Annotated in this window: 13 protein-coding genes; 11 read left to right on the forward strand and 2 right to left on the reverse strand. The window is 63.7% G+C overall.

The genetic code is table 11. The annotated features are described in order from the left end of the window. The first annotated feature begins 3 nt into the window (after positions 1 to 3). The 5 genes from ACLRDN_RS04685 (at position 4) to ACLRDN_RS04705 (ending at position 5,192) form a co-directional block, all read left to right on the forward strand. Positions 4 to 348 (forward strand): L-rhamnose mutarotase, encoded by a 345-nt coding sequence (locus ACLRDN_RS04685; RefSeq protein WP_413459171.1) that lies wholly within the window; start codon positions 4 to 6, stop codon positions 346 to 348. Between the two features lie 173 nt (positions 349 to 521). Then, entirely contained in the window at positions 522 to 2,078 is a 1,557-nt protein-coding gene (locus ACLRDN_RS04690; RefSeq protein WP_413459172.1) for a sugar ABC transporter ATP-binding protein, read from the forward strand. A gap of 43 nt (positions 2,079 to 2,121) precedes the next feature. Further along, complete coding sequence (locus tag ACLRDN_RS04695) at positions 2,122 to 3,162, forward strand: ABC transporter permease (protein WP_413459173.1); 1,041 nt, start codon at positions 2,122 to 2,124, stop codon at positions 3,160 to 3,162. An 82-nt stretch (positions 3,163 to 3,244) separates the two neighbouring features. Next, positions 3,245 to 4,183 (forward strand): ABC transporter substrate-binding protein, encoded by a 939-nt coding sequence (locus ACLRDN_RS04700; RefSeq protein WP_413459174.1) that lies wholly within the window; start codon positions 3,245 to 3,247, stop codon positions 4,181 to 4,183. A gap of 142 nt (positions 4,184 to 4,325) precedes the next feature. Beyond that, positions 4,326 to 5,192, forward strand: a complete 867-nt coding sequence (locus ACLRDN_RS04705) for an amidohydrolase family protein (RefSeq protein ID WP_413459175.1) — start codon at positions 4,326 to 4,328, stop codon at positions 5,190 to 5,192. Positions 5,193 to 5,238: 46 nt separating this feature from the next. Here ACLRDN_RS04705 and ACLRDN_RS04710 read toward each other — a convergent pair whose 3' ends face one another. Next, on the reverse strand, positions 5,239 to 5,847 hold the full coding sequence (locus ACLRDN_RS04710) for a TetR/AcrR family transcriptional regulator (RefSeq protein ID WP_413459176.1): 609 nt from the start codon (positions 5,845 to 5,847) through the stop codon (positions 5,239 to 5,241). A 224-nt stretch (positions 5,848 to 6,071) separates the two neighbouring features. Between ACLRDN_RS04710 and ACLRDN_RS04715 the strand changes: the two genes are divergently transcribed. Genes ACLRDN_RS04715 through ACLRDN_RS04740 form a run of 6 tightly spaced genes read left to right on the forward strand, consistent with a single transcriptional unit; the run spans position 6,072 to position 11,296 of the window. Beyond that, positions 6,072 to 7,382 (forward strand): NAD(P)/FAD-dependent oxidoreductase, encoded by a 1,311-nt coding sequence (locus ACLRDN_RS04715; protein ID WP_413459177.1) that lies wholly within the window; start codon positions 6,072 to 6,074, stop codon positions 7,380 to 7,382. Next, a complete protein-coding gene (locus tag ACLRDN_RS04720) occupies positions 7,379 to 8,233 on the forward strand; it encodes a DUF1365 domain-containing protein (RefSeq protein ID WP_413459178.1) in 855 nt (284 codons plus the stop codon). Before ACLRDN_RS04715 ends, ACLRDN_RS04720 begins: the two co-directional genes overlap by 4 nt. Beyond that, the gene (locus ACLRDN_RS04725) at positions 8,230 to 9,441 is read left to right on the forward strand and encodes a class I SAM-dependent methyltransferase (RefSeq protein WP_413459179.1); all 1,212 of its coding nucleotides are present in this window, start codon (positions 8,230 to 8,232) and stop codon (positions 9,439 to 9,441) included. Before ACLRDN_RS04720 ends, ACLRDN_RS04725 begins: the two co-directional genes overlap by 4 nt. A 3-nt stretch (positions 9,442 to 9,444) precedes the next feature. Further along, a complete protein-coding gene (locus ACLRDN_RS04730) occupies positions 9,445 to 10,014 on the forward strand; it encodes a DUF3833 domain-containing protein (RefSeq protein WP_413459180.1) in 570 nt (189 codons plus the stop codon). Then, the gene (locus ACLRDN_RS04735) at positions 10,011 to 10,871 is read left to right on the forward strand and encodes an SDR family NAD(P)-dependent oxidoreductase (protein ID WP_413459181.1); all 861 of its coding nucleotides are present in this window, start codon (positions 10,011 to 10,013) and stop codon (positions 10,869 to 10,871) included. Before ACLRDN_RS04730 ends, ACLRDN_RS04735 begins: the two co-directional genes overlap by 4 nt. Before the next feature lie 2 nt (positions 10,872 to 10,873). Beyond that, entirely contained in the window at positions 10,874 to 11,296 is a 423-nt protein-coding gene (locus tag ACLRDN_RS04740) for a nuclear transport factor 2 family protein (protein WP_413459182.1), read from the forward strand. 11 nt (positions 11,297 to 11,307) lie between these two features. Here ACLRDN_RS04740 and ACLRDN_RS04745 read toward each other — a convergent pair whose 3' ends face one another. Beyond that, a complete protein-coding gene (locus tag ACLRDN_RS04745) occupies positions 11,308 to 12,024 on the reverse strand; it encodes an MgtC/SapB family protein (RefSeq protein ID WP_413459183.1) in 717 nt (238 codons plus the stop codon). Between the last annotated feature and the right edge of the window lie 40 nt (positions 12,025 to 12,064).

Here is a 12,064-nt window from a genome sequence, read left to right on the forward strand (position 1 = left end):
GCCATGCGTACCGTACTGGCCCTCGACCTCAAGGATGATCCGGCCCTCATCGCCGAGTATGAGCAGCATCACCAGCGCATCTGGCCCGAGATTGCCGCCCACCTGCGTCGGCACGGCGTGACCGGCATGGAGATCTACCGCCTGGGCACGCGCATGATGATGGTGATGGACACCGATGACAGCATCTTCGACGCCGCTGCCATGGCGGCCGCCACCGACAGCGACCCCAAGGTGCGGGCCTGGGAAGAACTGATGTGGCGATTCCAGGCGCCCACGCCGTGGACGCCGGCCGGACAGAAGTGGGTGCCGATGACGCGCATCTTCGATCTGGACGCGCAGCAAGATTAAGTTTTCATTGCAGCAAAGTTTAGTCTTTGCAAATCCCTTTCTAAGTTTTTCGCAAGACGGTACAGTAGGCAGCACGCAGTTCACGCAGTCCCCAACAGCAGCGAACGCAGAGTCGCGCTGACCATGGCCATGGCCCAGCCCAGGCCGGCAATGCATCCGCATCCGAGGTGAGCATGCAACAAGAACACGAGACAACAGCCCGCGCAGGGGCGACGGTAGCGGCCACACCGCTGATCGTCCTGCGCAACGTCAGCAAGCGCTTTCCCGGCGTGCTGGCGCTGGACAATTGCCAGTTCGAACTGGTGGCCGGCGAAGTCCATGCCCTGATGGGCGAGAACGGCGCCGGCAAATCCACGCTGATGAAGATCCTCTCCGGCGTCTACCAGCGCGACAGCGGCGACATCCTGCTCGACGGCAAGCCGGTGGAGATCACCGAGCCGCGCCAGGCGCAGGCGCTGGGCATCGGCATCATCCATCAGGAACTGAACCTGATGAACCATCTGTCGGCGGCCCAGAACATCTTCATCGGCCGCGAGCCGCGCAAGGGCTTCGGCCTCATCATCGACGAAGAGCAACTGAACCGCCAGGCCGCAGCCCTCTTCGCCCGCATGCGGCTGGACATGGATCCGCGCACCCCGGTTGGCGACCTCACCGTGGCGCGCCAGCAGATGGTGGAGATCGCCAAGGCCCTGTCCTTCGATTCGCGCGTACTCATCATGGATGAACCGACGGCGGCCCTGAACAACGCCGAAATCGCCGAGCTCTTCCGCATCATCCGCGACCTGCAGGCCGAAGGCGTGGGCATCGTCTACATCTCGCACAAGATGGACGAACTGCGCCAGATCGCCGATCGCGTCAGCGTCATGCGCGATGGCAAGTACATCGCCACCGTGCCGATGCAGGGCACCTCCATGGACACCATCATTTCCATGATGGTGGGTCGCGCGCTCGATGGCGAGCAACGCCTGCCGCCCGATACGTCCGGCAACGAGGTGGTACTGGAAGTGCGCGGCCTCAATCGCGGCCGTGCCATCCGCGATGTCAGTTTCAAGTTGCGCCGTGGCGAGATCCTGGGTTTTGCCGGCCTCATGGGCGCCGGCCGCACGGAGGTGGCGCGCGCCATCTTCGGTGCCGATCCGCTGGAGTCGGGCGAGATCATCATCCATGGCGGCAAGGCCGTGATCGGCCAGCCGGCCGATGCCGTGGCGCATGGCATCGGCTACCTGTCGGAAGACCGCAAGCATTTCGGACTGGCCGTGGGCATGGACGTGCAGGCCAACATTGCGCTCTCCAGCATGGGCCGGTTCACCAAGGCCGGTTTCATGGACCAGCGCGCCATGCGCGAAGTGGCGCAGGGCTATGTGCGCCAGCTGGCCATCAAGACGCCCTCGGTGGAACAACAGGTGCGCCTGCTCTCCGGCGGCAACCAGCAGAAGATCGTGATTGCCAAGTGGCTGCTGCGCGACTGCGACATCCTCTTCTTCGATGAGCCCACGCGCGGCATCGACATCGGCGCCAAGAGCGAGATCTACAAGCTGCTCGATGCCCTGGCCGAACAGGGCAAGGCCATCGTGATGATTTCCTCCGAGCTGCCCGAGGTGCTGCGCATGAGCCACCGCATCCTGGTCATGTGCGAGGGCCGCGTCACGGGTGAACTGGCGCGGGCCGATGCCACCCAGGAAAACATCATGCAACTGGCCACGCAGCGCGAATCGGCCGTGACGCAATAAGCGCTACCGGGCCTCCAGAACTGACAAGAGAGACAGACCGATCATGGCAAACCAACTCCACTCCGCCCCTTCCGCATCCACCATGGCCAACACCGCTTCCCCCTCGGGCTTGCGCGCCCGCCTGTTCAATCCGGCCGCGCGCCAGAAGCTGCTGGCCTTTGCCAGCCTCTTGCTGATGATCCTGTTCTTCAGCTTCGCCTCGCCCAACTTCATGGAGGTGGACAACCTGGTCAGCATCCTGCAGTCCACGGCCGTCAACGGCGTGCTGGCCATCGCCTGCACCTACGTCATCATCACCTCCGGCATCGACCTCTCGGTGGGCACCATGATGACCTTCTGTGCCGTCATGGCCGGGGTGGTGTTGACCAACTGGGGCATGCCGCTGCCGCTGGGCATCGCGGCGGCGATCTTCTTCGGCGCGTTCTCGGGCTGGATCTCCGGCATGGTGATCGCCAAGCTCAAGGTGCCGCCCTTCATCGCCACGCTGGGCATGATGATGCTGCTGAAGGGCCTCTCGCTGGTGATCTCCGGCACGCGTCCGATCTACTTCAACGACACCGAGGGCTTCTCGGCCATCGCCCAGGATTCGCTGATCGGTGACCTGATTCCCTCGCTGCCCATTCCCAATGCGGTGCTGATTCTCTTCATCGTTGCCATCGCGGCCTCGGTCATCCTCAACAAGACCGTGTTCGGCCGCTATACCTTTGCCCTGGGCAGCAATGAGGAAGCGCTGCGCCTGTCGGGCGTGAAGGTGGACTTCTGGAAGGTGGCGGTCTATACCTTCTCGGGCGCCATCTGCGGCATCGCCGGCCTCATCATCGCCTCCCGCCTCAATTCGGCCCAACCCGCGCTGGGGCAGGGCTACGAGCTCGATGCGATTGCTGCCGTGGTGATCGGCGGGACCTCGCTCTCGGGCGGGACTGGCACCATCCTGGGCACCATCATCGGCGCCTTCATCATGAGCGTACTGGTCAATGGCCTGCGCATCATGTCGGTGGCGCAGGAGTGGCAGACGGTGGTGACGGGCGTCATCATCATCCTGGCCGTGTATCTTGACATCCTGCGCCGCCGCCGCCGTGCCTGAAACGATTTCACCGTAGCAATGCAAGCCCCGCCGGAAGCGCCATTTCCGGCACTCCATCATCGATAACAAAAGGAGACGTACCGTGTTCAAGAACAAGTTACTGGCCACTGCCCTGGGCCTGGCCTTCGCTGTCGGCACTTCGGCCGCGCTCGCGCAGGAAGTGTATGTGCCGCTCATTTCCAAGGGCTTCCAGCACCAGTTCTGGCAGGCCGTGAAAGCCGGTGCCGACCAGGCCGGTAAAGATTTGAAGGTGAAGGTCACCTTCGAAGGTCCCGAGACCGAAGCCATGGTCGACAAGCAGATCGACATGCTCTCCGCGGCCCTGGCCAAGAAACCGCAAGCCATTGGCTTTGCGGCGCTGGACAGCAAGGCTGCCATCCCGCTGCTGAAAAAGGCGCAGGCCGCCAAGATCCCGGTGGTCGCCTTTGACTCGGGCGTGGACAGCGACATCCCCGTCACCACCGCCACCACCGACAACCGTGCCGCAGCCGCACTGGCGGCCGACAAGATGGCCGAGCTGATCGGCAAGGAAGGCGAAGTCGCCGTGGTCGCGCACGACCAGACCAGCCGCACCGGCGTGGACCGCCGCGATGGCTTCCTGGAACGCATCAAGGCCAACTATCCCAAGATCAAGGTGGTCAGCGTGCAATACGGCGCGGGCGACCAGCTGAAGTCGACCGAGGTCACCAAGTCCATCCTGCAGGCCTATCCCAAGATCAAGGGTATCTTCGGCACCAACGAAGGCTCGGCCATCGGTGTGGTCAATGGCGTCAAGGAAATGAAGCGCAAGATCATCATCATCGGCTACGACTCCGGCAAGCAGCAGAAGGATGCGATCCGTGACGGCGTGATGTCCGGCGCCATCACCCAGAACCCGGTGGGCATCGGCTACAAGACCGTGGAAGCGGCGGTCAAGGCGATCAAGGGCGAGAAGTTGCCCAAGATCATCGATACCGGCTTCTACTGGTACGACAAGAGCAACATTGACGATCCCAAGATCAAGGAAGTGCTGTACGACTGATCCGGTCTTGCGTTGCGCGGTTTCCCCGGCACGGTCCGGGGAAATCCCTAAGTTTTTCGTTTCCCGTTTCTAAGTTTTCATCCAGAAAAAACTAAGAGATGTGGCAACGCTACATTCTCCTCCTCCCTCCCGAGACTGCGCCATGAAACCCCTCCGTATCGACGCCCATCAGCACTTCTGGCGCTATCGCGCCGACGATTATCCCTGGATCGGCAAGGGCATGGAGCTACTGGCCTGTGACCGTCTGCCGGGGCAGCTGCATCCGGTGCTCGATGCCGAAGGGCTGCATGCGTCCATTGCCGTGCAGGCCCGCGCCGGACGCGAGGAGACCGGTTTCCTGCTGGACCTGGCAAGGGCTGACCGGCGCATTGCCGGCGTGGTGGGCTGGGAAGACCTGTCCTCGCCGCACCTGGCGGCCAACGTGGCGCAGTGGGGGCGCGACAAGCTGGTGGGCTTCCGTCATCAAATCCAGGATGAAGCCGATGTCACTGCCTTCGTGGAGGCGCCGGCCTTCAATGCCGGCATCAAGTGGCTGCAGCAGCAGGGGCTGGTCTATGACGTGCTGATCTACGCCCATCAGATGCCCGAAGTGCAGGCTTTCTGCGCGCGCCACGACCGCCACTGGCTGGTGCTGGATCACCTGGGCAAGCCGGCCCTGGCCGATGTCGGGCGCAGTGAAGCTTGCTTCAATGAGTGGAAACGCCAGTTGCGCGCCCTGGCCGCCCTGCCGCATGTAGCCTGCAAGTTGTCGGGACTGGTCACCGAGGCGGACTGGCTGCGCGGCTTGCGCCAGAAGGATTACGACAATATCGCCCTGTGCCTGGATACGGCGCTGGAAGCCTTCGGGCCACAGCGCCTGATGTTCGGATCGGACTGGCCGGTGTGCCTGCTGGCCGCCTCCTATGCCAAGGTGGCGGGCGTGGTCCGCGAGTGGGCGGCCACGCGGCTGTCGGCGGCCGAGCAGGAGCAGCTGTGGGGCGCGACGGCGGTGCGCTGCTACGGCCTGTAAGTCATGCGGGGGCAGGCGCTGCCGTTGAGCGGCGCGGTGCCCTGCCTTACTTCGTGAAGCCGTTGAAGGCTACGTGCAGCATGTGTTTCACGATTTCTTCATTGCTCATCTTGCTGAACTTCTGCAGGTAATCCACCGCCGGGTCACAGGTGCGTGCGTAGTAGCTGTACAACACCACATCACTGGGCAGGGCGGCATCGAGCTCGCCATTTTTCTGCGCTTCCTTCACCAGCTTTTCCAGTTGCCCGTTGAGCTTGAGCACGCGCATGACGTATTTCACGTTGCGCATGAGCATGTCGCGTACATGTGCGCTGGTGGAGGGCAGGAAAGGTAGCCCGCCTTCCAGGCGCACCCGCAGCGCCCATTCCAGCATCGCTTCGAGCTTGCCGCGCGGGCTGGCGATGTGCTCCAGCTGCGCCAGCTGGTCGATGGCGCCATCGATGAGACGCAGCATCGTCTCGCCGATCAGCTCTTCCTTGGACTTGAAATGCTTGTACAGGCTGGGCTTGGAGATGCCCACCGCACCGGCCACGTCGTCCATGGTCATCAGGTCATAGCCCTTGCTGCCCAAGACGGTCGTGGCGGCATCCAGGATGGCGTTCTCCCGTAATTTGAAGGCTTGGTCCTTGAAGCTCAGTTTGCCGAAAATACTCATTGGTAGTTTAAGTTACTAATTAGTAGATTTTATTTTTCTTTGGTAGTAATCTTAGCACCTAAATCAAGGATCAGAAGTAAATAAGCGGCGCCAGCGGCCAAAAAGGCCCACAGCAAGCGCCGCCCCGGTCACCAAGGCAGCACGGGCCAGCAGGGCAGGGAAACATTCCCATGGACTGGCAACGGCAGAACTTCAATAACAAAGACAAAGGCGGGCAAGTTTTCATGAATCCACACGCAGCAGCCATCGGGCAGGGCACGGGACAGCGCATCGCCGTCATCGGCGCCGGCATTTCCGGCCTGGCCAGCGCCTATTTGCTGGCACGCAAGCACCAGGTGGTGCTGTTCGAGTCCGCGCCCACGCTGGGCGGGCATGCCAATACGGTGGAGATTGCGCCGGAGGGTGTGCCTTTTCCGGTCGATACCGGCTTCCTGGTCTTCAATGACTGGACCTATCCCAACCTGATTGCGCTGTTCGAGGAACTGAAGGTCGAGACCTACGATACCGACATGTCTTTCGGGGTCTCGATGGATGAAGGCAGCTTCGAATGGGCCGGCACCAACCTGGACACCGTCTTCGCCCAGCGCAAGCGCCTGCTGCAGCCGTCCTTCCTGGGCATGCTGCGCGACATCCTGCGTTTCAATCGCGCGGCCCACGCCAACCTGGCCGCCTGCGAGGGGCGTCCGATCAGCTTGCGCCATTTGCTGGAGCAGGGTGGCTATGGCGTCCTGTTCGGTGATGCCTACCTGATACCGATGGCGGCGGCGATCTGGTCCAGTTCGCCCTCGGACATCCTCGATTTCCCGGCGGCGACCTTCCTGCGTTTTTGCATCAATCACGGCCTGCTGCAGGTCAACAACCGTCCGCGCTGGCGCACCGTGCGCGGCGGCTCGCGCGAATACGTGCGCCGCATTGCCGCCACCCTCGACGATGTGCGCCTGGGCAGCCGCCTCACCAGCGTGACCCGCAACGAGCAGGGGGTGCTGGTGCGCAGCGGCGGCGCCGAGCCGCGTGAAGAACAATTCGATGCCGTGGTCTTCGCCACCCACGCACCCCAGACCCTGGCCCTGCTGCAGGACGCCACCATCGAAGAACACCAGATTCTCTCGGCCGTGCGCTACCAGGCCAATACCGCCTGGCTGCACAGCGACGTCTCGCTCATGCCGCAGCTGGACAAGGTCTGGTCGGCCTGGAATTACCTCGGTTCGCGCCACAGCGATGGCAGCCGCGCCGTGTGCGTGAGCTATTGGCTCAATCGCCTGCAGGACCTGCCCTGCCAGACCGACATCGTCCTGACCTTGAATCCGCCCCAGCCGCCCGACCCGGCCACCGTGATGGGCCGTTTCGATTACGAACACCCGGTCTTCGACCAGCCCGCCATCGACGCCCAGCGCCGCCTGCCGGAGATCCAAGGCAAGCACCGCGCCTGGTTCGCCGGTGCGTGGACCGGTTACGGCTTCCATGAAGATGGCCTGAAATCGGCCCTGCGCGTGATTGGCGACTTCGGCGTGACGCCGCATTGGGCCACCCTATGAACACCTCTCCGAGCTCCCGCACCGACGCGCCCGCGCTGTTGTTGAGCGGGCAGGTGATGCACCAGCGCCTGCGCCCGGTGCTGCACAAGTTCGTCTATCCGGTGTTCTGCGTGCGCCTCGATCTGGCGCGCCTCAGCGAAGCGGGCAATGCCTGGTTCGGCGTGGACCGGCGCCGCCTGATGTGCGTGCGTACACGCGACTATGGTCCGCGTGATGGCAGCGACCTGGCGCGCTGGGTGCGCGCACATTTGCAAGAGGCGGGGCTGCCGCATGACGGCGCGATCTGGCTGCAGACCTTTCCGCGCCTGTTCGGTTTCGTCTTCAATCCGGTGAGCTTTTTCCTGTGCCACGACGCAGACGGGAAATTGCGTGCGGTCCTGGCCGAGGTCAACAACACCTTTGGCGAGACCCAGCACTACCTGCTCTCGGCACCGGACCAGGGCGCAATCGACGAGCACACGCGCCTGGCCTGCAACAAGCTGATGCATGTCTCGCCGTTCTGCGAAGTGCGCGGTTTCTATCGCTTCCGCTTCCGCGACCAGGCACGGCCTGCGCAGGCGGGAGGCCATACCGCCTTCGTCGGCATCGATTATTACGACCACGGCCATCCGTCGGAAGTGGCGCAGGGTTTGCAACCCCTGATGCGCACCTCGGTCGGCGGCCACCTGCATCCCCTGAGCGCGGCCACGGCCTTCGGCGCGCTGTGTGCACAGCCGCTGCTCACGCTGGGCGTGGTCGCGCGTATCCACTGGCAGGCCTTGCTGTTGTGGCGCAAGCGCGTGCCCTGGTTCAGCAAGCCCGAGCGCGTCGCCACCGCAGGAACTTCTTCTGGAAAGGAAACCCTATCGTGAACAACAGCCCCGCACTGCAGACTACCGGCCGCCGTGCCGGCCCCATTTCGGCCCGCCTGTTCCTGGCGATGCTGGAACGTCTCAATCACGGCCATCTGGAACTGATCACCCCGCACGGCACCACGCTGACCTTCGGCGACCTGCGCCAGCCGCCCAGCGCGCAACTGCGCATTCTCGACTGGCGTGCCTGCGGTGCCATCCTGCGCGCCGGCGACATCGGTTTTGGCGAAGCCTACGGCAATGGCTGGGTGGAAACGCCCGACCTGGCCGCGCTGCTGCGCCTGGCCATGCGCAACCGCGCGATGCTCTCCAGCGCGGTCGAAGGCGGACGCCTGGCTTCGCTGTGGTACCGCCTGCGCCACCTGCTGCGCTCCAACACGCGCAGCGGCAGCCGCCGCAACATCCACGCGCACTACGACCTGGGCAATGATTTCTATCGCCTGTGGCTGGACCCGACCATGACCTATTCCTCGGCCATCTTCACCAAGCCCTGCCAGAGCCTGGCCTCGGCGCAGGCCGCCAAGTACCAGCGCATCGTTGACCAGCTCGGCTTGCAGGCCGGCGACCGCGTGCTGGAGATCGGCTGCGGCTGGGGCGGCTTTGCCGAACATGCGGCGCGCCTGGGCATCCGCGTGCATGGCGTGACGATCTCGCCCGCGCAATTGGCCTTCGGCCAGGAGCGCCTGCGCCACCAGCAGCTCGATCATCTGGCGCATCTGGAACTGTGCGACTACCGCGATCTGGACGGGCAATACGATGCCATCGTGTCCATCGAGATGTTCGAGGCCGTCGGCGAGCGCTTCTGGCAAACCTATTTCGACACCGTCTCGGCACGCCTGAAACCCGGTGGCCATGCCCTGATCCAGTCGATCACCATCGATGAAGCCGTGTTCGAGCGTTACCGCGACAGTGCCGACTTCATTCGTGAATTCATTTTCCCGGGCGGCATGCTGCCCAGCCATGAGCGTTTCTCGCGCTGCGCCCAGCGTGCCGGGCTGGCCACGCGCGACCGTTTCCACTTCGGCCGCGACTACGCCGAAACCCTGCGCCGCTGGAACGATGCCTTCCTGGCCCAGCGCGAGACCATCGCCGCGCAAGGTTTCGATGAGCGCTTCCGCCGCCTGTGGCAGCTGTATTACGTGTTCTGCGAAGTGGGTTTCGATGAAGGCCAGACCGATGTCGTGCAATTCCTCTTGCACAAGGAGTGAGTCATGGATGCCAAACTGATGCGCACGGGCTTGCTCGCGCGCCTGTGGAAGGGAACCGCACTGGCGCTGCTGGCGTTGGTGCTGGGCGGCTGCGCCTCGCAGCAACTATCGGACTACGCCGGCAAGACGCCGGTGTTTGATCCGGCAGTGTTCTTCAAGGGCCGCACCGAAGCCTGGGGCATGTTCCAGAAGCGCGGCGGCGAAGTGGCGCGGCGTTTCCATGTGGTCGTGACCGGTACCGTGGAGGGCAACACGCTGACCCTGGATGAGCGCTTCCGCTATGACGACGGCGAGACCCAGACGCGTGTCTGGACCCTGGTGCGCCAGAGCGACAACAGCTGGCGCGGCCGTGCCGGTGACGTCATCGGCGAGGCCATCGGCCAGACCGCCGGCAATGCGCTGCACTGGAATTACACCTTGCTGCTGCCGGTCAACGACAAGCAATACGAAGTCCAGATGGATGACTGGATGTACCAGATGGACGAACGCACCCTCATCAACCGCACCAGCATGAGCAAGTTCGGTGTGGAAGTGGGCCAGGTCACGCTGTTCTTCCGCAAGGAGGGCGTATGAACACCCAGTCCAAGCCTCTGGCCAAGGAGGCCGCTGGCGCCGCCGCTGAGCGCGCCCCGATCTCGCGCCCGGCCGTGCTGTTTGGCCCGATGAATCAACCGGTCAGTGACCTGCGTGGCCTGCGCATCTGGCTGGTCGGCGCCTCCAGCGGCATCGGTGCCGAGCTGGCGCGCCAGGCGCTGCAGGCCGGTGCCCGCGTGGCCTTGTCGGCGCGCCGCGCAGACGTGCTGCAAGAGGTCGCAGCGGCCCACAAGAATGCCTTCATCGCACCGCTGGATGTGCTCTGCCACGATGCCTGGCGCGACCAGCATGCGCGCATCGTGGAAGCTTTCGGCGGCATCGACCTGCTGGTGTTCTGCGCGGCCAAGTATCGGCCCGAGCGCACCTGGGAAGTCCAGGAGGACGAAGCCGAACACACCTTGCGCACCAACGTCGCCAGCGTCTATTCGGCACTGGGCGCGGCACTGCCGGACATGCTGGCGCGTGGCAGCGGCGGCATCGCGCTGGTGGCCAGCGTGGCGGGTTATGTGGGGCTGCCGGGGGCGACCGTGTATGGTCCGGGCAAGGCGGCACTGATCAATCTCGCGGAAATTCTTTATAGCGATTTACGGCCCAAGGGATTGAACGTGTATCTGATCAATCCGGGCTTCGTGAAGACCGACCTGACCGACAAGAATGATTTCCCCATGCCGGCCATCCAGACCCCGCAGCAGGCGGCCACTGCCATCTGGCGCGGGATCTCCGAAGGCCGCTTCGAGATCCACTTCCCGCGGCGCTTCACGGCCTGGCTGAAGATCCTGCGGCTGCTGCCGTTCCGGCTGCGCTTCATGCTGTTCCAGCGCTTCATGCTGAGCTGACCATGCAGCATCTTGACCGCTTGCTGGACTGGTATGGCGCGCTGGACCCTGTCAGCCTGGACCGGATTGGTGAATTTTATTCACAAGAGGCGCTGTTCAAGGATCCCTTCAACGACATCAAGGGGCTGCGTTCCATCCGCGCCATCTTTGCGCACATGTTCGAGACCACGGAGGATCCGCGCTTCGTGATCCTGGAACGCATGGGGCAGGGGCAGCAGGCCTTTGCCACCTGGCGTTTCGAGTTTCGGCTCAAGGGCCGCTTCTATACGGTGCTGGGAGCCACGCATTTCCGCTTCGATGCAGCGGGGCTGGTCACCGAGCATCGCGATTACTGGGATGCGGCGGAAGAGCTGTGGCAGAAATTGCCGGTCATTGGCGGACCGGTAAAGTGGTTGCGCGGAAAGTTCAGGGCCACGGCCTACTGAAGCGGCCGCAATCAATCCGTCGTACTTGGCGTCCAGAACGCCTGCTTCACCGCAGGCAAGGCCAGCAGGCGTTCCACCAGCGCATCGAGTTCGTCGCCATCCACGGAGGTCGCCGCCAGGGTGGCCTCGATTTCGACTTCATCGTCCGTAAAGGGCCGCACATCCAGATCCTGCATGGGATGCCGGCTCTGCTCCAGCATGTCCGTGACCGCGCTCAGTACGCGCTTCTGGTGCGCGCTCTCCACGATCAGGTGGAGGGTGTTGGTCACTTCCACCGAAGGCACATCCAGCGGCTTGCGGTTGATGGTGTTGACTACCGGGCGCAGCAGGGTATTGGCGGCCAGCACGAAGAGGGTGGCCAGGATCGCTTCCAGGATCAGGTCCGCCCCCGCCGCCGCGCCCACAGCGGCCGAGCCCCACAAGGTGGCCGCAGTATTGATGCCGCGCACATTGCCTTCTTCGCGCATGATCGCGCCCGCTCCCAGGAAGCCCACCCCCGACACCACATAAGCCACCACATGCACCGCCCCTTCGTGACCGCCCATGCGATTGGCCATGTCGACGAAGACCGCCGCGCCCAGGGCCACCAGTACGTTGGTACGCAGGCCGGCGGTACGTTGCCGGTACTGGCGCTCCAGCCCGATCAGGCCGCCCAGGATGAAGGCGGCGGTCAGGCTGATGGAGGTGTCGAGCAGGGATTCGAGATTGATGTTGGCGATGATTTGCATGGGACTTCCGCTACGTTCATGAGGCCGCACGAGGACCGGG

Source organism: Herbaspirillum huttiense, from assembly GCF_047300815.1.
GTDB classification, from domain to species: domain Bacteria; phylum Pseudomonadota; class Gammaproteobacteria; order Burkholderiales; family Burkholderiaceae_D; genus Herbaspirillum; species Herbaspirillum huttiense_A.

Bases quoted from the DNA above. Each gene is read 5' to 3' on its own strand.
- ACLRDN_RS04705 (WP_413459175.1), top strand. From the start codon at position 4,326: ATGAAACCCCTCCGTATCGACGCCCATCAGCACTTCTGGCGCTATCGC.
- ACLRDN_RS04730 (WP_413459180.1), top strand. From the start codon at position 9,445: ATGGATGCCAAACTGATGCGCACGGGCTTGCTCGCGCGCCTGTGGAAG.
- ACLRDN_RS04745 (WP_413459183.1), bottom strand. From the start codon at position 12,024: ATGCAAATCATCGCCAACATCAATCTCGAATCCCTGCTCGACACCTCC.
- ACLRDN_RS04740 (WP_413459182.1), top strand. From the start codon at position 10,874: ATGCAGCATCTTGACCGCTTGCTGGACTGGTATGGCGCGCTGGACCCT.
- ACLRDN_RS04685 (WP_413459171.1), top strand. From the start codon at position 4: ATGCGTACCGTACTGGCCCTCGACCTCAAGGATGATCCGGCCCTCATC.
- ACLRDN_RS04735 (WP_413459181.1), top strand. From the start codon at position 10,011: ATGAACACCCAGTCCAAGCCTCTGGCCAAGGAGGCCGCTGGCGCCGCC.
- ACLRDN_RS04690 (WP_413459172.1), top strand. From the start codon at position 522: ATGCAACAAGAACACGAGACAACAGCCCGCGCAGGGGCGACGGTAGCG.
- ACLRDN_RS04715 (WP_413459177.1), top strand. From the start codon at position 6,072: ATGAATCCACACGCAGCAGCCATCGGGCAGGGCACGGGACAGCGCATC.
- ACLRDN_RS04695 (WP_413459173.1), top strand. From the start codon at position 2,122: ATGGCAAACCAACTCCACTCCGCCCCTTCCGCATCCACCATGGCCAAC.
- ACLRDN_RS04720 (WP_413459178.1), top strand. From the start codon at position 7,379: ATGAACACCTCTCCGAGCTCCCGCACCGACGCGCCCGCGCTGTTGTTG.
- ACLRDN_RS04710 (WP_413459176.1), bottom strand. From the start codon at position 5,847: ATGAGTATTTTCGGCAAACTGAGCTTCAAGGACCAAGCCTTCAAATTA.